This is a genomic window from Vibrio sp. SG41-7 (assembly GCF_014164465.1).
Classification (GTDB): domain Bacteria; phylum Pseudomonadota; class Gammaproteobacteria; order Enterobacterales; family Vibrionaceae; genus Vibrio; species Vibrio splendidus.
In genome coordinates this window covers 28,187-50,722 of record NZ_JACJFF010000004.1, presented here as the reverse complement: position 1 = coordinate 50,722, position 22,536 = coordinate 28,187, and the positions used below count along the sequence as shown (strand labels likewise).

The following is a 22,536-nucleotide window of genomic DNA, read 5'->3' as shown; positions in this document are numbered from 1 at the left end:
ACATTCCATGTAATGTTCTGTGGTCTTGCCAAGTCACTCCCTTAGAAACTCAAGCACTGCTAATTTTTGAGCGCAACTCTACTCTTAGATAACATTTAGTCAACAGGAAAACCCCTGTAGCCCTAAAAATACCTCTTTTTTGTTGAGAAACGCGATCAAAGTAGCGCAAGCATACCACTTAAAATGTGATAAAAACCGACTAGAATCAATATTTCAGCGAAATGATTGAAATTAACAGAATAACGACGGTTTATATATGATTATTACAACTTAATATTGCAAATTAATAACTTTGAAATTATGACTAATCTCATTGATTTTAAAGAAAATTTGTTGTGTTAATAGTTTGTTGAAATGGTGGTTTATCGTTGCTTGCTTTTCAAACCTAGGGTGCAAACGTGTGCTGAACTTTAGAGTTTTAACTCTATTGGTGTTTTGGGTGAGTAAAATTTTTGAGGGTGTTTCCGCTGGGTGTGAACTAGTGGTATGATGAGTAAATTAGAACAGAATAATTAAATTGGATTGAAGTGTAGATGGTCATTAAGGCTAAAAGCCCGGCAGGATTTGCAGAAAAGTATATCATTGAAAGTATTTGGAATGGCCGTTTCGCTCCAGGTTCTATCTTGCCCGCAGAGCGTGAGCTTTCTGAGCTGATTGGTGTTACACGTACTACGCTTCGTGAAGTACTTCAGCGTCTTGCTCGTGATGGTTGGTTGACAATCCAACACGGTAAACCAACTAAAGTTAACCAGTTTATGGAAACGTCAGGTCTTCATATTCTTGATACATTAATGACGTTGGATGTTGATAACGCAAGCAAAATGGTAGAAGACTTACTTGCTGCACGCACCAATATCAGCCCTATTTTTATGCGTTATGCATTTAAAGCAAATAAAGAAGCTTCTGAGCGTACGATTACTAACGTGATTGAATCTTGTGAAGCTTTACTTGCGGCACCGACATGGGATGAATTCCTAGAGTCTTCTCCGTACGCTGACAAGATCAAACAATCAGTGAAAGAAGACGCAGAAAAAGATGAAACGAAGCGTCAAACGATCTTAGTTGCTAAAACTTTTAACTTCTACGATTACATGCTTTTCCAACGTTTAGCATTCCATTCAGGTAACCAAATTTATGGTCTGATCTTCAACGGTGTTCGTAAATTGTACGACCGTGTTGGCAGCTACTACTTCTCTAACCCAGAAGCTCGTCGTTTAGCCATGGAGTTCTACAAAGACTTGTTTGTTATTTGTGAAAGTGGTGAGCGTGAAAACTTGCCACTTGTGATTCGTAACTACGGTATCGCAAGCGCACAGATTTGGAACGAGATGAAAACAACGTTACCAACAAACTTTACTGAAGACGACAGCTAGGTCTTTTCATTAAAGTCTTGTTAGGTTGGTTTACTTATTAAGTAAACGACGTAAAGAAAACGAAAAAGCGGCGAGATAATCAAATTATCTCGCCGCTTTTTATTTATCGATAGTTGGTGAAAACTTATCAATAGGCAGTAACTTACCCTGCAAACTCTTCTGAGTCTGGACGGTTAGTAAATTGCACGCCATTTAGAAAATCGCAAAGTAGTTGGTCTTCACATACTTTGTAGTTCTTGTTCTCTGGTTTACGGAAGTAGGCACCAATTTCGTACTTACTTAGGCTGATGCCTACCACTTCTAATACATCTAAAACATCTTCTGCTTTCATGTTCAACGCAATACGCAGCTTCATGAAAATCATGTTGTTAGTCAGAGCAACTTCAGGTTTAGGCTGAACACCCTCTTTTTTGCCACGCTTAAGGTTGATAAAACCATTTAGGAATACCGCTAACTCTTTATCTTTCATCGTAGAGCATGACTTGTCGTTGTCGTCTTTTAGCCAGTTGATCACTTGGTCATGAGCAACGGTCACATCAGCTTGCTCGATAGCTTTAATGATCTGTGCATTTTTAAGGTTTAGCGCGTGTTGAATACGACGCAAGATTTCGTTGTTAGTCACTGGGGATTCCTAAAAAGGGTTTGGAGAGTAAAGAGGTGTTGGTTAGCCCGTTATCGTCGACAAACCAATTTCTACTCTACATAGCATAGTTGACGGCGACTCTAACAGAGAACGCTTATTTTCGGTAGATATAAAAAATCCCCAATGCTTATTAACTCATTCAAGTTAAAAGTGCATTAGGGATCTCGCTATGAGTGCTTGTTATCTGACGGAAACCAGAATTACATCACACGCATACCAGGTTGAGCACCTTCGTGTGGCTCAAGGATCCACAGGTCGCTGCCACCAGGGCCAGCAGCTAGGATCATGCCTTCAGACATACCAAACTTCATCTTGCGAGGTTTAAGGTTTGCTACCATGACAGTTAGCTTGCCTTCTAGCTCTTCAGGTTTGTACGCTGACTTGATACCAGAGAATACTTGGCGAGTCTCACCACCGATGTCCAATTGGAACTTCAGTAGTTTGTTCGCTTTTGGTACTTCTTCACATGAGATAATACGAGCAATACGCATATCGACTGCTGCAAAGGCATCGAACTCAATCTCGTCTGCGATTGGCTCTTTGTCTAGCTCAGTTTGGCTTGCTTGCTCTTTTTCAGCTTCTGCTTTTTCTTTCGCAGCTGCTTCTGCGGCTGCATCTTCTTTAGAAGACTCGATCATTGCTTCCACTTTCTTCGGATCAATACGGCTAAACAGCGCTTTGAACTTAGTGATTTCGTGATCAGTTAGCGGTGTAGCAATCGCTTCCCACGTTAGCTCTTCGTTTAGGAAAGCCTCAGTGCGCGCCGCAAGCTCTGGCATAACTGGTTTCAGGTAAGCCATTAGCACTCGGAATAGGTTAATACCGACAGAAGAAACTTCTTGAAGCTCTTTCTCTTTGCCTTCTTCTTTCGCAAGAACCCAAGGTGCTTTTTCGTCAATGTACTGGTTAGCTTTATCTGCTAGTGCAGTAATTTCACGGATAGCGCGGCTGAACTCACGAGTTTCGTATAGCTGACCGATACGCTCAGCAGCAGCAACGAATTCGTTGTATAGCTCAGGTTCTGCAAATTCAGCAGCAAGTTTGCCTTCAAAACGTTTCGTGATGAAGCCAGCGTTACGAGACGCTAGGTTAACAATCTTGTTTACGACGTCAGCGTTTACACGTTGAGTGAAGTCTTCAAGGTTAAGGTCAAGGTCATCAATACGGCTGTTTAGTTTCGCAGCGTAGTAGTAGCGTAGACACTCAGGGTCTAGGTGGTTTAAGTAAGTGCTTGCTTTGATGAATGTGCCTTTCGACTTAGACATCTTCGCACCGTTCACCGTTACGTAGCCGTGTACGAATACGTTGTTTGGCTTACGGAAACCAGCGCCTTCTAGCATTGCAGGCCAGAATAGGCTGTGGAAGTAAACGATGTCTTTACCGATGAAGTGGTAAAGCTCAGTTGTGCTGTCTTTCTTCCAGTATTCGTCAAAGTTTAGATCGTCACGCTTGTCACATAGGTTCTTGAAAGAAGCCATGTAGCCAACAGGAGCGTCTAGCCATACGTAGAAGAATTTGTTTTTCTCGCCTGGGATTTCGAAGCCGAAGTAAGGTGCATCACGTGAGATATCCCACTGTTGCAGACCAGACTCGAACCATTCCTGCATTTTGTTTGCAGTTTCATTCTGTAGAGAGCCAGAACGAGTCCACTCTTTAAGCATGCTTTCGAACTGAGGTAGGTCGAAGAAGAAGTGCTCAGAATCTTTCATTACTGGAGTTGCGCCAGAAACCGCTGATTTAGGGTTAATTAGCTCAGTTGGGCTGTATGTCTCACCACAGTTATCACAGTTATCACCATACTGGTCTTCTGACTTACACTTAGGGCAAGTACCTTTTACGAAGCGGTCTGGTAGGAACATCTCTTTCTCAGGATCGAAAAGCTGAGAAATAGTACGGCTAGAAATGAAGCCGTTCTTTTTAAGTTCTAGATAGATGTGAGAAGCCAGTTCGCGGTTCTCTTCGCTATGTGTGCTGTGGTAGTTATCAAAGCTGATATCAAAGCCAGCGAAGTCTTTTTGGTGCTCTTCACTAACAGCAGCGATCATCTCTTCTGGCGTGATACCCATCTGTTGAGCTTTAAGCATAATTGGCGTGCCGTGAGCATCGTCAGCACAGATGAAGTTTACAGTGTTGCCACGCAGACGCTGGTATCGAACCCAGATATCAGCTTGGATATGCTCAAGCATATGGCCAAGGTGAATAGAGCCGTTAGCGTACGGAAGCGCACAAGTTACCAAAAGTTGTCTTGGATCAGTTGCCATACTTAATAATTCGCTTTTTTGATAGGTATAAATTTTGAGAGGTAATACTACTTTATAACGTGTGATACGCCAAGGTATCAGACAAAGGATTCCCCTAGTTTTTTAGGGGTTCAGTCTTCATCTCGTGGGTGATAGCATAAATAAAAAAAGGAGCCCCAATGCGTAACTTTACTTCTAAGCAAGATTTCTGTTCATGGTTGAATGAGTTCGAGTCACCAATCCTCATCCCAGAGTGGGCGCTACACCAAAATATTGTATCGGTTGATCCTCGTGGGTCATTTGTCATTACCTTGCCTTTTGCAGCGAATCAGCTCGCGGTTGAATTGGAACAGTGGATCCACTCCCAGATTGAACAACAGCTTGTCAGCGCTTTTCAGTTTGAAGTAAAAGTGAAGCCGTCTGCGCTAGAAACTACAGTCGCGACACCTTTGAAGGGCGTTAAGAACATTATCGCCGTGACGTCGGCAAAGGGTGGGGTGGGTAAATCGACAACTTCGGTAAACCTTGCGCTTGCGTTATCTAAGTCAGGTTCAAAAGTGGGCTTGTTGGATGCGGATATTTATGGTCCATCTGTGCCTATGATGCTCGGTCAACTGGATGCCAAGCCAGAAGTGCAGAACAACAAATGGATGATGCCAATCGAGGCGCATGGCATTTTTACTCATTCTATTGGCTATCTTGTGTCGAAAGATGATGCTGCAATCTGGCGTGGACCTATGGCAGCGAAGGCTTTAGGTCAGCTTGTTAACGAAACCGTATGGCCAGAGTTGGATTATCTTGTTATCGACATGCCACCGGGCACAGGTGATATTCAGCTAACGCTTTCACAGCAGATCCCAGTAACGGGCGCGGTAGTCGTGACGACTCCTCAAGACTTGGCTTTAGCCGATGCACGTAAAGGTGTAGCGATGTTCGATAAAGTGAGCGTGCCAGTTGCAGGCTTAGTGGAAAACATGAGCTACCATATTTGTAGTCATTGTGGCGAAAAAGAGCATATCTTCGGTGCTGGTGGTGCAGAAGCCATGTCGGAAGAGTTCTTCCTCGATATTTTGGCGCAAATTCCACTGCATATTGATGTACGAGAAGACATCGACGCGGGTTGCCCAACGGTTATACGTCGCCCGGACAGCGAACACACTCGTCTTTACCTAGAATTGGCTGAAAATGTGGCTGCGAAAATGTTCTGGACGGGAAAAGCTCGACCGGAAGCGATCAACTTTTCTATGGTTGATTAGAGTAGATAAGTCTTAAGGCAGTATAAATAATGTTTGGGTGAGATAAATAGCTTTTGTATTTGGCTAAAGAGCCGTTGGGTTTGTGCAAATAGTTGTACGCCAGTTATTCTAAAGCAAACGATTGTATTCATTTAATGTATAGATAACATCAATTTGACTGCAATTAGCTAGAATGGCGACTAGAATCTATGTTGTTTAGCCCCTATAATCAGGCGGTTTATCTCTTCCCACCACCAAACCATATCGGGTGCAAAATTAATGTCTGATAATAATCAATGTGTCATCGTAGGTATCGCTGGCGCTTCAGCATCAGGAAAAAGTCTGATTGCTAGTACAATTTATAATGAGTTGCGCGAGAAAGTAGGCGACCATCAAATTGGTGTTATCACGGAAGATTGCTACTACAGCGACCAAAGCCACTTGAGTATGGAAGAGCGTGTTAAAACTAACTACGATCACCCAAATGCACTGGATCATGATCTATTATGTGAACACCTACAGCAGCTAATGAGTGGCAATGCGGTAGAAGTTCCTGAATACAGCTACACAGAACACACACGTACTTCTGAAACGACTACACTTACACCTAAGAAAGTGATCATTTTAGAAGGTATTCTGCTTCTAACAGACCCGCGTCTTCGTAAACTAATGCACGCAAGCGTGTTTATGGATACACCGTTAGATATTTGTCTACTACGCCGTGTTAAACGTGATGTAGAAGAACGTGGTCGTACAATGGACACGGTTCTTAAGCAATATCAAGAAACAGTACGTCCAATGTTTATGCAGTTTATCGAGCCTTCAAAACAACATGCAGACATCATCGTTCCTCGTGGTGGTAAAAACCGTATTGCGATTGACGTGCTAAAAGCGCACATTGCGAAGTTGTTGAAGTCTTAATCGAATAAAATTTTGCCTAAGTGACTCACTTAGCTTTATTTTTTACCGAATCAGTGGCACTTTTATAGTGCCACTTTCTTTTGGAATCTAAGCAAGGAATATGCGGATGAAGAAACTACTCATTTTCATAGCTGTACCAGTGTTTGTTGTCGTTGCAGCAATTCTGGCACTAGTGCTGTTAGTGAACCCTAACCAATTTAAGCCATTAATTGTCGAACAAGCCCAAAAACACACAGGCCTAGAGCTCGTGATCGAGGGCGATATCAGCTGGCAATTCTTCCCATCTATTGGCTTTGAACTTGGTCAAACTGAATTACGTAACCCTGAAGGGTTCACCCAACCAAACCTGTTTAAGGTTGATACCGTTGGCGTTGATGTTTCGGTTACCCCGCTATTTAGCAACCAACTAGAGATTGGCAACATCACTCTAGATGGTGCAGAATTCTATTTAGAAACGCTTAAAGATGGTCGTAAGAATATCGACGTGCTAACGCAAGCATCAGCTCCTCAAGAGTCTGAGCCTGTAGCCGACGCAAGTTCTGAATCAACACCTGCGCCTCAAGAGCAAAGTGCTACAGATGCATCTGGTTGGACGATCAACCTTGCAGGCGTCACTGTTTCAAATGCATTGTTTGAGATGGACGACAAGCAAGCAGGTTCATTCACTAAGCTATACGATGTGTCTTTGAATCTTTCTGAGTTTGCCGTTGATACATGGACAACCGCGACGTTTGCGGCTTCTGGTGAAAACAATCAACAGAAGTTCTCTGCAAACGGCAGTGCTGAATTCAAATTAGCGGAAGGCTTCGCAAGTTACGCACTGCGTAATATTGACCTAAACGCTAAGTTTAATGATCCAGCAACGTCGATTGAGTCAGCAAAAATTGGTTTGAATACGTTTGAGTTCGATAAGGTAAACCAACTGACTTACGCTGTAATCGGTAATGCGGCTGGCCTTGACCTTGATCTTAAAGGTGGCGGTGAACTTACCGTCGATAGCGCGATTTCAAAAGTAACGCTGAACAAATTAACGTTAGACTCAACATTCAAAGGCGACACGCTTCCTCAGTCTCCAATGAAAGTCGACATGCTGTCTGATTTAAGCTTCGATCTTAATAAGAGCCACCTGAGCTTTGTGTTAGAGAAGCTACAAGCTAACGCTATTGCTTTAGACGGTAAAGCAGACGTAACCCTATCTGAAATACCAAAGGTTCGTTTCTCTCTTCATAGCCCGAATATCGATTTGGACGAGTTCTTAGGCTTAGGCAATACAACAGAAACAGCGAGCACAGCTCCTTCTGGTTCTGCTGGTGGCTCAACGTCAAACTCTGGTAGTTCAGCTCCTGCTAAAGAAGTGGAACCTGATCTGTCGGCTCTGAAAACGTTAGACGTGAAAGGTGACATCACGATTGATAAGTTCAAGGCGAACAACGCGAAGATGCAGAATGTTAAAACGGCATTTTCGGTTAACCGTGGTATCGCAGAGCTAACCTCATTCACATCGAATCTTTACCAAGGTTCTATTTCTGCGACCGCTAAGCTAGACGCTCGTAAAACACCAGCGACTTACACGGCTAAGAAGAAAATTAGAGGCGTGAAGGTTCAACCGTTACTGGTTGATGTAGCGAATAACGACATGCTGGAAGGCACGGGTAATATCGATGTTAACGTTAAAGGTAAGAGCCTGACGCCAACAGGAATCAAGAAGAACCTAGTCGGTACTATCGTGATTAACTTTGAAGATGGTGCTGTTAATGGCATCAACGTTGCTCAACTGATTCGAGAAAACTACGCTAAGATCAAAGGCGAAAAAGTTGAAAGCACAAATGAAGCTCAAAAAACGGACTTCAGTGCAATGAAAGCGACACTGAAGGTCGACAAAGGTTGGGTTTCAACGAACGACTTATCGGCACAGTCACCACTGCTACGCGTGACAGGTCAAGGTAAAGCAAACTTCATTAATGAAACGGTCGACTTCCTTGTACGTACATCGATTGTTGGTTCGCTTGAAGGTCAGGGCGGTAAGAACATTGATGACCTGAAAGATGTGACCATCCCAATTAAGGTAACAGGCCAATGGGCTGACCCGAAATTTGCGCTTGTTTTTGATGATGTGTTGAAGCAAAAAGCACAAAAAGAGATCGACCGTGGCGTGAATAAGCTAACGGATAAGATCAAAGACGAGAAGACCAAAGAAGCGGTTGATGGTTTATTGAAAGGTTTCTTTAACTAATCTTTGCCTAACTCGCATATAAAAGAAGCGCCATTCCTACTGTAGGAATAGCGCTTTTTTTTGGATGCTGATTATTATCCGGGCTTAGTAAGCAAAGAGATTCCCTATGAGACTCGTTCCTCGTTCTAGGGAATGACGATCGGTGCTCGTCCTTTATTAAGAGGAGTAACACTGAAGGGTCGTCATCCTCTAGAGGGAAGAATGACCGAGTCGGGGATCTCTAGTTGAATGCGATTACCAGTCAACGCCTTGAAGCGCTTTCACACCCGATTCGAAAGCGTGTTTCACGTTACGAACTTCAGATACCGTATCCGCCATCTCTGTAAGAGTACGGTGCGCGCCACGGCCAGTAATGATTACTGACTGCATTTTAGGACGGTTATTCAGAGCTTCGACCACTTCATCCAGCTCGATATAGCCATAGCTCACCATGTAAGTCAGCTCATCAAACAGAATCACATCAATCGACTCATCGGCTAGCATGCGCTGACACTCTTTCCACACGCGCTGCGCGGCTTCGATATCTTGAGCCTTGTTTTGGGTTTCCCAAGTGAAGCCGGTTCCCATAACTTGGAATTCCACATCCAGCTTTTGAAGAACGTTCTTTTCGCCGTTATCCCAAGTCCCTTTGACAAATTGTGCAACGGCACATTTCTTACCATGACCAACGGCACGTGTAATGGTACCAAAACCGGATGTTGATTTTCCTTTACCGTTACCAGTAATAACCAGCAATAAGCCTTTCACTTCTTGTGCTGCAGCCACTCGCGCATCAACTTGTTCTTTTACTTTCTGTTGTCTTGCTTTATGGCGTTGTTCTTTGTTGTCTTCGGTCGACATAACAAATCCTTTTAAGTTGTGATTGCGCCTATCATAGCCTAACTTAACGATAGCAAAAACCATCGGAAGAACAGGTGATTACGGATGAAAAAGATACTCGTTGTTTGCATGGGGAATATTTGTCGTTCGCCAACAGGTGAAGCGGTGCTTAGAAAGAAAGCTCAACAGATGGATATTGATGTAACGGTCGACTCCGCGGGGACGATTGGCTTTCATCAAGGTAACCCACCAGATTCACGTTCTAAGTCAGCAGGTGAAAATCGTGGCTACAGCTTCAAAGGTATTACGTCTCGCAAGGTAGTGATGAATGATTTTGATGAGTTTGATTTAATACTAGCCGCAGATAAGGCGAATCTAGATGATTTAACGAATCAGTGTCCAGCCCACTTTCAATACAAACTTGCGCTATTCTTGAGCTTTGGAGAGTCACAATATCAAGAGATACCGGATCCTTATTATGGTGAGGGAAATGGCTTTGAGTTGGTGTTGGATTTAATCGAAGAGTCTAGCGAAGCGATACTGCGTTCAATTTAGTGTAGAGGCTGTGTTCTTGGTTGGGCGATAAAGTATCAAGATTCATCGATATAAAAAAGGCCGACATCGAATGTCGGCCTTTCTAAATCTAGCTTTAAGCCATGACTAAGCTTACTTAGACATTACTTTGTAGATTGGGTCTTCTGCAACGTTCGCTTCAACTAAGCTGCCGGCTTTGTGCAGCATAGCAACACAGTCTTGGCTTAGGTGGCGAAGGTGAAGTGTTTTACCTAGCGCCGCGTAACGGTCAGCAATCGTGTCGATCGCTTCAATTGCAGAGTGGTCAGTCACGCGTGAGTTGGCGAAATCAACGATAACATCTTGTGGATCGTTGTATGCGTCAAACAACTCAAGGAAGTTAGCGGTTGAACCAAAGAAGATTGGGCCGTTAACTTTGTACTCTTTAGAGCCTTCAGCGTTAACTGATTTATCTGCGTAGATGTGTTTAGCATGTTGCCATGCGAACATTAGTGCCGAAGCAACAACACCCACACCAACAGCGACCGCAAGGTCCGTTAGTACTGTTACCACGGTAACCAGAACGATAACGAAGAAATCTTGCTTAGGAACGCGACGCGCAAGCTTGAAGGTTGCCCATTCAAACGTACCGATAACAACCATGAACATTACGCCCACAAGTGCTGCTAGAGGAATCATTTCAATCAGTGCAGAACCAAACAGGATGAACATCAGTAGTGCAACTGCCGCTACGATACCTGAAAGACGACCACGACCGCCTGAGTTTACGTTGATCATCGATTGACCGATCATCGCACAACCACCCATCGCACCGAATACAGAACACGTTACGTTAGCCATACCTTGACCAACACATTCACGGTTAGATTGGCCACGAGTGTTTGTCATTTCGTCTAGTACCGTTAGTGTCAGTAGAGACTCGATCAGGCCGATAGCTGCAAGGATAATTGCGTATGGCAGGATGATCTGAAGTGTCTCGAAAGAAAATGGAACTGCAGGAATAGAGAACGTTGGTAGAGAGCCCGCTAGCGTAGCGGCTTCGTCACCAGACATAGTACGTAGGAAGTCAACAACAGTACGAGTTTCAAGATCAAGGCCTACAACCAAAGCCGTTACCGTTACAATAGCAACCAATGAAGATGGTACTGCTGTTGTTAGCTTAGGTAGGAAGTGGATGATACCCATAGTGAGTGCGACTAGGCCTAACATCAGTGTCATTTGGCCGCTTGGTAACCAAGTTAATGCACCCGTTACGTCTGGCGCTTTAAATTGACCAAGCTGAGCTAGGAAGATCACAATTGCCAAACCGTTCACGAAACCAATCATTACTGGGTGTGGAACGATACGGATAAATTTACCTAACTTGAATACACCCGCTGCAATTTGCAGAAGGCCAGCCAGCATAACGGCTGCGAATAGGTATTGAACGCCATGGGTTGCCACTAGGCTCACCATTACAACGGCCATTGCGCCAGTGGCACCAGAAATCATACCTGGACGACCACCGAAGACGGAAGTGATTAAACCTACGATGAATGCTGCGTAAAGACCAACCATTGGGTCAACGCCAGCAACAAAGGCGAATGCTACGGCTTCAGGTACCAGAGCTAGGGCTACTGTAAGACCTGAAAGCACGTCATTCTTTACAGAGTGCTTTGAAAATTGTGGGAATTCGAACATGTTTGCTCAGCTATGCTAAAAATGGATTTACCGACACGAGTGTATTGCGTAGCCAAACAGTGATGGAAAAGAGCGGCAATAGCGAAGTGTCGAAAAGATAAGTGCGCGAATGCTACCCAAAAATGTGACTAAGTTCAAGGTTGAACCTAACTTTGAGTAATATATCTGTTAATTTTTATTCGATTAGTAGATATGAAAAAGGCTGCTTTAATAAGCAGCCTTTGATTCTATTTACTTGTGATTATCTATCAGTAATCGTTAGTAGTTTGGCTTAGTCATACCTGCGCCAGCTTGGTTCGACGCTGCCTGACTACCTGCACCTTTCGGTACAAAACGCTCAGTGCGGAACGGAGCTGCAACAACTTCAATCTCTTTGATCTCTTGTGGACCAGGAGCTTTAGTCATTGGAGAGCCTGCTTGCTTCTTAGCAACCGTTGCTTTTGGTGCAGCTTGAGGAGCTTCTGCTTTTACAACAGGCGCTTCTTCAACTTTTGCACTTTCAGCTTTAGGTGCTTCAGCTTCAACAACTGGTGTTGTCTCTTCTACTGCAACAGGCGCTTCGACTTTCGTCGCTTCAACAATCACTGGAGCTTCAACTTTCTCAGTTTCAACAACCACTGGTGCTTCTTCAACGACAACAGGAGCTTCAGTTACCTGAGCTTCAGAGCGAGTTTCTTTAGCAACAACTGCGTCTTCACGAGAGATGATTACTTTACCCATAGCTAATTCAGGACAAGCAAAACCGCCAGCCATCACTACGTTGCTTTGAGGTGCATTCTCTTGAGCTGTATTTTGCTCTGGAGCTTGAACAGCAACTTGAGCTTCAACAGCAACGTCCATTTCAGCCACTTCAGGTTTTGTCTGATTGTGGTGAGGTTTTGGAATGAAGCGAGGCATCACTTTACCCATAGCCATCTCAGGAGAAGCTACACCACCTTTACGTAGGCGGAATGGGTTAGGGCGACGATCACGACCGCGACGACGACGTTGACCACTTGCACGTAGGTGACGTGGAGAACGACGGTTACGACGTTGCTTCGGCTCTTCCTGTTCTGTTTGCTCAGCATTTACTTGAGTTGCTTCTACTTGTTCCACAACTTTTTGCTCTTGAGCCACAGCTTGTTCGTGATTTGCTGTTTGTGCCTTTTGCTCTTTTGAAGCGTTATCGGCATTGTTGTCAGCTTCTGCTTGAGCTTGCTGGTCTTTAACTCGAACCAGTTTGTTCAGCTTACGACGTTGACGACGCTCTTTAATTTTCACAGCTTTTGCTTCAGGCTTCGCCTTTGGCGCTTCTGGTTTATCAGCTTGAGCTTCTGCCGCTAGCTGTAGACCTTCTTCTGCTAATTTAGATGGTACTTGCTCTTCCTGTTGCTTCTGCTCATCACGTGGCTTATTGCGACGATCTTGCTTAGGCTTACGAGGCTGACGAGTTTGCTGTGGAGCTGCTTCTTTTTGCTCTTCAGTTTTCTCATCACGTACAGGTTTACGACGGCGTTTGTTGTCACGGTTTTCGTTGCGATTGTCACCACGTTGGTTACGACGGCGGTTGTCGTTACGATCACGGCGTTGACGGTTACCGTTGTTGCGATTGTTCTTAGGTTTTTCTTCTTGCTTCTCTTCTTCTTTTTTCTCTTCTTGAGTTGAAGAGCCAAATAAGAAGCTACCGATAGCTTTGAAGAAACGACCAATTAGGCTAGGTTCTTGCGTTGCAGCTGGTTCAACTTTCTTCTCTTCAACAGCTTTAGGAGCTGGTGCAGGAGTAGGTGCTGATTGAGCTGGAGCCGCGAAACCTTTCAGAGCAGGCTCTTCGATCTTCTTAGGACGAATAGTCTGTTCTACTGGTTCTTTGCTTTCTGCTTCTTTTAAAGCTTCTAGCTTGGTAGGCAGCAAGTAAGAGAGTAGATCGAACTCTTCACCTTCACGAACACGGATAACCTCAAAGTGTGGTGTTTCCATGTCAGAGTTAGGAACAACAGTGATCTTAACTTCTTGGTTCTTCTCGATGTGGTTTACTGAGCGACGTTTTTCGTTCAGAAGGTAAGAGGCGATTGGAACAGGCACAACAGCAAGTACTTGTGCTGTGTTGTCTTTCAGAGCTTCTTCTTCAATCAAACGTAGAACAGAAAGTGCTAGAGATTCGTTATCACGAACAACACCAGTACCTGTACAACGAGGACAAATGTGGTGGCTTGCTTCTGCTAGTGATGGGCTCAAACGTTGACGAGACATCTCTAGAAGACCAAAGCGAGAAATACGACCAATCTGAACACGTGCACGATCTAAACGAACGGCATCACGTAGACGGCTTTCAACTTCGCGTTGGTGGCGAACCGGAGTCATATCGATGAAGTCGATAACAACAAGACCACCTAGGTCACGTAGACGTAATTGACGTGCAATTTCATCGGCTGCTTCTAGGTTAGTGTTTAGCGCTGTTTCTTCAATATCGCTGCCCTTTGTTGCACGAGCAGAGTTGATATCGATAGAAGTTAGAGCTTCTGTTGGGTCGATCACGATAGAACCACCAGACGGAAGACGAACTTCACGTTGGAAAGCTGATTCGATCTGGCTTTCAATCTGGTAATGGCTGAATAGTGGCACTTCACCATCGTATTTCTTAACGCGATTCATGAAATCTGGGCGTATTAATTGAATGTGCGCTTGTGCACGTTCAAAAATAGTATTGCTGTCGATTAGAATCTCGCCAATATCACGACGTAGATAGTCACGAATCGCACGAACGATAACGTTACTTTCTTGGTGAATAAGGAAAGGAGCTGCATTTGAATCAGAAGCTTGCTTAATAGCGCCCCAGTGATTCAATAGAACGTTCAAGTCCCACTCTAGCTCTTCTGCACTTTTACCAACACCTGCTGTACGCACGATTAAGCCCATGCCTTGAGGAAGCTCAAGAGTGCTTAATGCTGCTTTCAGTTGAGTGCGTTCATCACCTTCGATACGACGAGAAATACCGCCAGCACGAGGGTTATTAGGCATAAGAACTAAGTAACTACCAGCCAAAGAGATGAAAGTTGTCAGTGCAGCGCCTTTGCTACCACGTTCTTCTTTCTCAACTTGTACGATTACTTCTTGTCCTTCTCTTAGCACTTCTTTAATGCTAGGACGGCCTTGGTATGTATAACCTTCAGGGAAGTATTCGCGGGCAATTTCTTTAAGAGGGAGGAAACCGTGACGTTCTGCGCCGTAATCAACAAATGCCGCTTCTAGGCTTGGTTCAATACGGGTAATACGTCCTTTGTAGATATTCGCTTTCTTTGACTCGTGACCTGGACTTTCGATATCTAGATCGAACAGTCGCTGGCCATCAACCAAAGCGACACGCAACTCTTCTTTTTGAGTTGCGTTAATTAACATTCTTTTCATTTAGAAATTCTCATTGTCTTTTCTTATTTTCATCATTGGTCTTATCGCTTTATTCGTTTCTCATGGTGCCAGATCCCATGGCTTTATCGGTGCAGCCTCCCGGCTGGAGTAGGGATGCTCTGGGGCACGTCAGTCATCATAGGGAGTTAGCCTATGATCCGCGATGTGGCGGTGAATACTCAACATGAGTGTACGTGAGTAGAGCGATAAGGAACTCAGTTGACCGTGTCTTACGCCGATTGCAGCACTGTCTAATCTGAGTCATCTACTCATTTACTTGCTTATGAATGGTTAGCTGTTTAAATATTAGTCAATCCATTGATAGCAGCTGTGAACTATAGCAGTGGTCGGTAAACACAGCAATCTGCTTTGTCGTAATGCGGTAAAAAAAACAGTTTTTGTTTGGGTTTTGATAGCTCTAACTCACTGTCTATAAATAATTTATCAATTGATATTTTAATTTGCAGGAAGCTTGGTGCTTTTTTGTTCGAAGAATCAAAGAAATATAGAACTTCAATGACCTTTTAGGGATAGAACGGCAGGGATTATAGATAAATAAGTTCAGAATAGGGTTAAGAAAATCTCAATTATCAAAAGTGACAGTGATACAATGGCCCAATGAGCGAAATTAGAACCCAAGTCCAATTTGTCGACATTGACGAAGATATGGCTGGTCAGCGTATTGATAACTTCTTACGCAACCAATTAAAAAACATCCCGAAAAGCATGATTTACCGAATCGTGCGTAAAGGCGAAGTCCGCGTAAACAAAAAACGCATCAAGGCTGAATACAAACTAAAAGCAGGTGATTTAGTTCGTATCCCGCCAGTCACTATTGAAGAGAAAACAGAAGAGAACGTGCCAAGCACGAAACTCAATAAGGTTTCTGAATTAGAACAGTGCATCATTTATGAAGATGATCACATGCTGATTCTTAATAAACCGTCTGGCACTGCGGTTCATGGTGGTAGTGGGCTAAAGTTTGGCGCGATTGAAGCATTGCGTGCACTTCGCCCTGATGCTCGTTTTCTTGAATTAGTGCACCGTATTGATAGAGATACGTCTGGCATTTTGCTTGTTGCTAAGAAGCGCTCTGCGCTAAGACACCTTCAAGCACAGTTCCGTGAAAAAACGGTTCAAAAATACTACTTCGCTTTAGTGATGGGCGAATGGAAGAACAGCTGTAAAGTGGTTAATGCCCCTTTATTGAAAAATGAAGTAAACAGCATTGTTCGCGTTAACCCGAATGGTAAGGCTTCTGAAACTCGTTTTAAGGTTTTGGAAAAATTCCAAGATGCGACGTTAGTTCAGGCAAGCCCAATTACCGGCCGTACGCACCAAATTCGAGTACACGCTCAGTATACTGGCCACCCAATTGCTTGGGATGACCGTTACGGTGATCGTCGTTTTGATGCTTACACGGGTAAAGTAGGATTGAATCGTTTGTTCTTACATGCCGCCAATATTAAGTTTACCCACCCAGGTAGCGAAGAGAAGATGGATATCTCGGCTCCAATGGAAAAAAGGCTAGAGAGAGCACTCACTGGTCTACGTAAGCTTTAAGAAGATACGAGATACGAGATACGAAAGGGTTAGCTGTTTCTAGCCTTACCTATCTACTAACAAAAAGGTTGACGAAATTCGTCAACCTTTTTTGTTTTCATCTGTTGTAGAAGATCCCCAACTCGCTCGTTCCTCGCTCATGAGGATGACGACTTTTTAAAGTCAGGTTCTACATCATGAGCTGATTGGATAATGTAGCTATCTTCGTCCTTCCCTAGACTGACGAAGGAAGGAGTAGGGAATCTCTAACAAAGAGAGGGTATCAGTTATAGTACGCTCATTCCTTGCGCTTCTAACATATCAACCAGATCGATCAGAGGTAGACCGATCAAGGTATTCGGGTCCTTACCTTCCATCTGTTTAAATAGCGCGATACCTAACCCTTCACACATAAAACTGCCCGCGCAGTAATAAGGCTGTTCTTTCTCAACATAAGAAATGATTTGCTGCTGTGTTAAATCACGGAAATGCACGATGAAGGTATCTAAGCGAGTGTCGGCTTTATTGGTCTCGCTGTTCCATACGGTTACCCCAGTATAGAAAGTGATGCTTTTGCCGCTTTGGCGAGATAGCTGCTCAATCGCTTTTTCACGAGTGTGTGGTTTACCAATGACTTCTCCATCAATCACACACACTTGATCGGAACCAATCACTAGGCTTGGTTGTTCGATAGTACAAGACTTGGCTTTTGTCTCGGCAAGACGCATCACTAACTGTTGAGGTGTCTCTTCTGGAAGTGGCGTTTCATCGCAGTCAGGCTTCGCTGTGACAAAGTCTAACTGTAGTTTTTTGAGGATCTCTTGCCTAAATGGAGATGTAGAAGCTAAAACTAGTTGGTAATTTCTCATTTTAATTTACAATTCGTGTAAGCATTTAGTTCAGGATAACGTAACTTATCCTGCTATTCATAATGCTCTGAACAGGAAAGGTAGGAAAGTACATTTTTTTTGCCATTTCCTTTGACTAAACACGATTTGGAAGATAAGATTCGCGCCCTATGCAAAAGGAAAAAATACCGCGTACAGTTGATCCGGCAAGAACGGCTCAAAAACGACTCGATATGGATGGTATCATTCAAGTCAGTCTTTTAAAGCGTTTAACCGAAACAACTGAAGGCGTAAAACGTGACGCGCAAGTCTCAATGTCATTTGGGCTTGATGAACAACGATTAGTCGTTATCTCTGGTAAAGCTAACGTCGAAGTCGATTTAGAGTGTCAACGTTGTAATGAGGTTTTCGCACATGAGTGCGATGTCCAATTTACTTATACTCCTGTTTACAGCGAGAAAAGTGAAGAGGAAGCACCGGAAGAGTACGATTTGGTAGATCTGAACGAGTACGGTGAGTTAGACCTGATTCAATTAGTTGAAGACGAGTTCATCCTTGGATTGCCACAAATAGCAATGCACGACGATGCGAAATGTAGCGTTAACTCAAATAACTTGGTGTTTGGTGAACTTCCTGAAGAAATTGAGGAAGATAAAAAGCCGAATCCATTTGATGTTTTAAAAAACTTAAAGAAGTAACTTATTAGTAAGTATCTTTAAGAATTTACATAGGAGTAGGGTCAATGGCCGTACAAAAGAGCAAGAAATCACGTTCAATGCGTGGCATGCGTCGTTCACACGATGCGCTAACTACAGCTGCACTTTCTGTAGACGCAACTTCAGGTGAAACTCACCTACGTCACAACGTGACTGCCGAAGGTTTCTACCGCGGCAAAAAGGTTATCAACAAGTAAGGTTGACCTTTGCAAAATCTAACCGTTGCGCTTGATGCAATGGGCGGGGACTTCGGTCCTCGTGTAACAGTGCCTGCCGCCGTGCAGGCACTGTCGTATTTCCCAGAGCTAAAAGTCATTCTCATAGGTGATCGAAATGCGATCACATCTCAATTATCTTCATTAGGTCGAATGCCTGATTCTCGTTTGAGTATCCAGCATTGTGATCGAGTCATTTCCAATTCTGAAAAACCTTCACTAGCTTTACGTAATAGTCAGGGTAGTTCTATGCGTGCTGCTATCGATTTGGTTGCCGAATCACAGGCTGATGCTTGTGTGAGTGGTGGTAACACTGGCGCACTGATGGCGTTATCTCGTTTCAGACTCAAACTCCTTCCCGGTATTGATAGGCCTGCATTGGTTTCAGCTTTGCCTACTGCTTCTGGCAACCGTACATGGATGCTTGATTTAGGAGCGAACGTTTCTAGTGACGCAGATTCACTGTTTCAGTTTGCTGTAATGGGCAGTGCATTAGCGGAACAACATTTAGGTCGCGCTCCACGTGTCGCTATCTTGAATATCGGTGCAGAAGAAATCAAAGGCAATGACCTTGTGAAACGATGCGCGGAAATGTTGTCTAATACTCAGTCTGTGAACTTCATAGGCTATATTGAAGGTAATCAATTACTTCAAGATGCCGCTGATGTCGTCGTATGTGATGGTTTTGTGGGCAATGTCTGCTTAAAAACGTGCGAAGGTACAGCTCAGCTCTTTATTGATAAGCTAAAAACGCGCATGATGGCTTCAACAATAAAGGGTTGGATCGCCAGAATGTTGTTTTCTGAGCTATTTACTGAATTAAAAACCTTGAACCCCGACCAGTATAACGGCGCAAGTTTGTTAGGATTGCGCGGCATTGTCATTAAAAGTCATGGAAGTGCTGATGTGTCTGCAGTCGTCAACGCGATTGGTGAAGCAGTACACGAGGTCAAACGACAAGTCCCCAGCCGCATTAGCGATCGTTTGGAAGCGGTTTTACTCGAGAGGCATTATTAGTCTTCATGTATAGCAAAATTTTAGGTACTGGCAGCTACTTGCCATCTCAGGTGCGTACTAACGCAGACTTAGAGAAAATGGTAGAGACTAGCGATGAGTGGATCGTTGCTAGAACAGGTATTAAAGAGCGTCGTATTTCAGCGGAAAACGAAACCGTTGCGGATATGGCGTTTTACGCTGCTGAGAATGCCATTGAGATGGCAGGTATCGACAAAGAAGATATTGATTTAATCATCGTTGCGACAACCAGCAGTAGCCATACATTCCCGTCTTCGGCATGTCAGGTACAAGGTAAGCTTGGTATCAAAGGCTGCCCTGCGTTTGATTTAGCTGCGGCGTGTTCTGGCTTTGTCTATGCACTGTCTGTTGCTGATCAACATATCAAGACTGGTATGTGTAAAAACGTTTTGGTAATCGGTGCGGATGCACTGTCAAAAACCTGTGATCCGACTGACCGCTCTACTATCATCTTATTTGGTGATGCTGCAGGCGCGGTGGTTGTAGGCGCAAGCGAAGAGCCAGGTATTTTGTCTACCCACATTTACTCTGATGGTAAATATGGTGAGCTTCTAAGCCTAGAAGTTCCAGAGCGTGGCGGTGATGCAGACAAATGGCTGCACATGGCGGGCAACGAAGTATTTAAAGTGGCGGTAACTCAGCTTTCTAAGCTAGTTAAAGACACATTAGCTGCGAACAATATGGATAAGTCAGAGCTTGATTGGTTAGTCCCACACCAAGCGAACTACCGTATTATCTCGGCAACCGCTAAAAAGCTGACTATGTCGCTTGATCAAGTTGTGATTACTCTTGATAAGCACGGCAATACGTCGGCAGCAACCGTACCAACGGCCCTTGATGAGGCTGTTCGCGACGGGCGAATTAAACGTGGTCAAACGCTTCTACTTGAAGCATTTGGCGGCGGCTTCACTTGGGGTTCTGCGTTAGTTAAATTCTAACCCCAAGCGATAATCAACAAACAAGGCACATAACTTATGTGCCTTATTCAATTTTTTGCTTTGCTTAAAGGAAAATTACAATGAGCAAATTTGCTATCGTATTCCCAGGCCAAGGCTCTCAAGCTATCGGTATGCTTGCTGACCTAGGCGAACAGTATGATGTTGTTAAAAAGACATTTGCTGAAGCTTCAGAAGCACTTGGTTACGATCTATGGGCATTGGTTCAAGATGGTCCAGTAGAAAATCTAAATGAAACTTTCCGTACTCAACCAGCTCTACTCACTGCGTCTGTTGCAATCTGGCGTGTATGGCAAGAGCTTGGTCTAGAGCAACCTGCAAACCTAGCAGGCCACAGCCTAGGTGAATACTCTGCACTCGTGTGTGCGGGTGTTATCGACTTTAAAGAAGCGATCAAGCTGGTTGAGCTACGTGGTCAACTGATGCAAGAAGCGGTTCCTGCTGGCGTTGGTGCAATGTACGCAATCATCGGTCTAGATGATGAAGCGATTGCTAAAGCGTGTGAAGAAGCGGCACAAGACGAAGTTGTGTCTCCAGTTAACTTCAATTCACCTGGCCAAGTTGTTATCGCGGGTAACAAAGCGGCAGTAGAGCGCGCTGGTGCACTATGTAAAGAAGCAGGCGCTAAACGTGCCCTTCCTTTACCTGTATCTGTGCCGTCTCACTGTGCCCTTATGAAGCCTGCAGCAGACAAGCTAGCGGTTGCTCTAGAAGCTCTAGAGTTCAACACACCGGCACTGCCTGTTATCAATAACGTCGATGTTATTGCTGAAACAGACCCTGCAAAAATCAAAAGTGCACTTGTTCGTCAGCTATACAGCCCAGTTCGTTGGACTGAAGGTGTACAAGCGATGAATGAGCAAGGCGTTGAAAAGCTACTAGAATTAGGCCCAGGTAAGGTTCTTACTGGTCTAACAAAACGTATTGTTAAAACTATGACAGCTGCTGCAGTTAATGACACTGCATCACTAGACGCTGCTAAGTAAATAACCAATTAATAGAGAAGTTATGATGAATTTAGAAGGCAAAGTTGCACTAGTTACAGGCGCAAGCCGTGGCATCGGTCGTGCAATCGCTGAGCTTTTAGTTGAGCGTGGTGCTAAAGTTATCGGTACTGCTACGTCTGAAGGCGGCGCTGCTGCAATCAGCGAGTACCTTGGTGAGAACGGTAAGGGTCTTGCTCTTAATGTCACTGATGTTGACTCAATTGCTGCTACACTGAAAACCATCAACGATGAATTCGGTGCGATTGACATTCTGGTTAACAACGCAGGTATCACTCGTGATAACCTTCTCATGCGTATGAAAGACGATGAATGGAATGACATCATTGATACTAACCTAACGCCTATCTTCCGCATGTCTAAAGCTGTATTGCGTGGCATGATGAAGAAGCGTCAAGGCCGTATCGTAAACGTTGGTTCTGTAGTAGGTACTATGGGTAACGCTGGTCAAGCTAACTACGCAGCAGCAAAAGCTGGTGTGATTGGTTTCACTAAATCAATGGCTCGTGAAGTTGCGTCTCGTGGTATTACAGTGAACACTGTAGCGCCAGGTTTCATCGAAACAGACATGACTAAAGCGCTAAATGATGACCAACGTGCAGCAACTTTGGCGAATGTACCAGCAGGTCGACTAGGTGACCCTCGCGAAATCGCTGAAGCTGTGGTATTTTTGGCGTCACCTGCGGCAGCTTATATCACAGGTGAAACACTTCACGTCAATGGCGGTATGTACATGGTGTAAATTATGTGCAACATTTGTGCATGATTTAAGTCAAGATCATACGTAATTTCGGTTAAAATCGTGAAAATTGTGGTTTGACCAGAAAAGTTGACCTTGCAACTTTCAATAGATTGAATAAACTACGGAAAACATCGCATAAAGCGAACTCTGTAAAGGAAAAGAAAAAATGAGCAACCTCGAAGAACGCGTAAAGAAAATCATTGTTGAACAGCTAGGTGTAGACGAAGCTGAAGTTAAAAACGAAGCTTCTTTCGTTGATGACCTAGGTGCAGATTCTCTAGACACAGTTGAGCTAGTAATGGCTCTAGAAGAAGAATTCGACACTGAAATCCCAGATGACGAAGCTGAGAAAATTACTACTGTTCAAGCTGCTATCGATTACGTAACTAGCGCTCAGTAATAATCTCTCCCAGGCG

The 22,536-nt window shown here is 44.1% G+C and carries 19 protein-coding genes; 13 read left to right on the top strand and 6 right to left on the bottom strand.

Translation table 11 applies throughout. The features are described 5' to 3' along the window. The first annotated feature begins 533 nt into the window (after positions 1-533). The gene (fadR, locus tag H5300_RS01855; RefSeq protein ID WP_017084025.1) at positions 534-1,373 is read left to right on the top strand and encodes a fatty acid metabolism transcriptional regulator FadR; all 840 of its coding nucleotides are present in this window, start codon (positions 534-536) and stop codon (positions 1,371-1,373) included. Positions 1,374-1,515: 142 nt separating this feature from the next. Here the strand turns inward: fadR and H5300_RS01850 are convergent, their stop codons facing one another. Both H5300_RS01850 and metG read right to left on the bottom strand, forming a co-directional pair. Beyond that, positions 1,516-1,995 (bottom strand): DUF1456 family protein, encoded by a 480-nt coding sequence (locus H5300_RS01850; RefSeq protein ID WP_012603556.1) that lies wholly within the window; start codon positions 1,993-1,995, stop codon positions 1,516-1,518. A gap of 221 nt (positions 1,996-2,216) precedes the next feature. After that, on the bottom strand, positions 2,217-4,277 hold the full coding sequence (gene metG / locus H5300_RS01845; protein ID WP_017084023.1) for a methionine--tRNA ligase: 2,061 nt from the start codon (positions 4,275-4,277) through the stop codon (positions 2,217-2,219). A 158-nt stretch (positions 4,278-4,435) separates the two neighbouring features. On the opposite strand from metG, the gene apbC reads away from it, so the two are divergent. The 3 genes from apbC to H5300_RS01830 all read left to right on the top strand — a co-directional run bounded on the left by apbC (position 4,436) and on the right by H5300_RS01830 (position 8,645). After that, positions 4,436-5,512 carry an iron-sulfur cluster carrier protein ApbC gene (gene apbC / locus H5300_RS01840; protein WP_017084022.1) on the top strand — a complete coding sequence of 359 codons (1,077 nt, stop codon included), beginning with the start codon at positions 4,436-4,438 and terminating at the stop codon, positions 5,510-5,512. 258 nt (positions 5,513-5,770) lie between these two features. Then, positions 5,771-6,412, top strand: coding sequence for a uridine kinase (gene udk, locus H5300_RS01835; RefSeq protein ID WP_004734002.1), 642 nt, complete (start codon positions 5,771-5,773; stop codon positions 6,410-6,412). Between the two features lie 106 nt (positions 6,413-6,518). After that, complete coding sequence (locus tag H5300_RS01830; protein ID WP_102442259.1) at positions 6,519-8,645, top strand: AsmA family protein; 2,127 nt, start codon at positions 6,519-6,521, stop codon at positions 8,643-8,645. A 234-nt stretch (positions 8,646-8,879) separates the two neighbouring features. Here H5300_RS01830 and cobO read toward each other — a convergent pair whose 3' ends face one another. Then, positions 8,880-9,485, bottom strand: coding sequence for a cob(I)yrinic acid a,c-diamide adenosyltransferase (gene cobO, locus H5300_RS01825; RefSeq protein WP_017054977.1), 606 nt, complete (start codon positions 9,483-9,485; stop codon positions 8,880-8,882). A gap of 84 nt (positions 9,486-9,569) precedes the next feature. Between cobO and H5300_RS01820 the strand changes: the two genes are divergently transcribed. Then, positions 9,570-10,019, top strand: coding sequence for a low molecular weight protein-tyrosine-phosphatase (locus H5300_RS01820; RefSeq protein WP_017078121.1), 450 nt, complete (start codon positions 9,570-9,572; stop codon positions 10,017-10,019). Positions 10,020-10,130: 111 nt separating this feature from the next. Here the strand turns inward: H5300_RS01820 and H5300_RS01815 are convergent, their stop codons facing one another. Both H5300_RS01815 and rne read right to left on the bottom strand, forming a co-directional pair. Then, positions 10,131-11,678, bottom strand: coding sequence for a SulP family inorganic anion transporter (locus H5300_RS01815; protein WP_004733998.1), 1,548 nt, complete (start codon positions 11,676-11,678; stop codon positions 10,131-10,133). Between the two features lie 258 nt (positions 11,679-11,936). Next, positions 11,937-15,062, bottom strand: a complete 3,126-nt coding sequence (rne, locus tag H5300_RS01810) for a ribonuclease E (RefSeq protein ID WP_182795301.1) — start codon at positions 15,060-15,062, stop codon at positions 11,937-11,939. Positions 15,063-15,680: 618 nt separating this feature from the next. Here rne and rluC point away from each other — a divergent pair. Then, entirely contained in the window at positions 15,681-16,625 is a 945-nt protein-coding gene (rluC, locus tag H5300_RS01805) for a 23S rRNA pseudouridine(955/2504/2580) synthase RluC (protein ID WP_017078123.1), read from the top strand. 266 nt (positions 16,626-16,891) lie between these two features. Here rluC and H5300_RS01800 read toward each other — a convergent pair whose 3' ends face one another. Continuing rightward, positions 16,892-17,473 (bottom strand): nucleoside triphosphate pyrophosphatase, encoded by a 582-nt coding sequence (locus H5300_RS01800; RefSeq protein WP_017084017.1) that lies wholly within the window; start codon positions 17,471-17,473, stop codon positions 16,892-16,894. 149 nt (positions 17,474-17,622) lie between these two features. On the opposite strand from H5300_RS01800, the gene yceD reads away from it, so the two are divergent. The 7 genes from yceD (at position 17,623) to acpP (ending at position 22,520) form a co-directional block, all read left to right on the top strand. After that, positions 17,623-18,150, top strand: coding sequence for a 23S rRNA accumulation protein YceD (gene yceD, locus H5300_RS01795; RefSeq protein ID WP_004733994.1), 528 nt, complete (start codon positions 17,623-17,625; stop codon positions 18,148-18,150). A gap of 44 nt (positions 18,151-18,194) precedes the next feature. Then, complete coding sequence (gene rpmF, locus H5300_RS01790; protein ID WP_004737376.1) at positions 18,195-18,365, top strand: 50S ribosomal protein L32; 171 nt, start codon at positions 18,195-18,197, stop codon at positions 18,363-18,365. A 9-nt stretch (positions 18,366-18,374) separates the two neighbouring features. Next, positions 18,375-19,400 carry a phosphate acyltransferase PlsX gene (gene plsX / locus H5300_RS01785; RefSeq protein WP_017062152.1) on the top strand — a complete coding sequence of 342 codons (1,026 nt, stop codon included), beginning with the start codon at positions 18,375-18,377 and terminating at the stop codon, positions 19,398-19,400. Between the two features lie 5 nt (positions 19,401-19,405). Then, on the top strand, positions 19,406-20,356 hold the full coding sequence (locus H5300_RS01780; RefSeq protein WP_010437276.1) for a beta-ketoacyl-ACP synthase III: 951 nt from the start codon (positions 19,406-19,408) through the stop codon (positions 20,354-20,356). Positions 20,357-20,436: 80 nt separating this feature from the next. Further along, positions 20,437-21,360, top strand: a complete 924-nt coding sequence (fabD, locus tag H5300_RS01775) for an ACP S-malonyltransferase (protein WP_017078125.1) — start codon at positions 20,437-20,439, stop codon at positions 21,358-21,360. Positions 21,361-21,385: 25 nt separating this feature from the next. Then, a complete protein-coding gene (gene fabG, locus H5300_RS01770) occupies positions 21,386-22,120 on the top strand; it encodes a 3-oxoacyl-ACP reductase FabG (protein WP_010437280.1) in 735 nt (244 codons plus the stop codon). A 166-nt stretch (positions 22,121-22,286) separates the two neighbouring features. Beyond that, entirely contained in the window at positions 22,287-22,520 is a 234-nt protein-coding gene (gene acpP, locus H5300_RS01765) for an acyl carrier protein (protein ID WP_012603569.1), read from the top strand. The last annotated feature ends 16 nt before the right edge of the window (positions 22,521-22,536 follow it).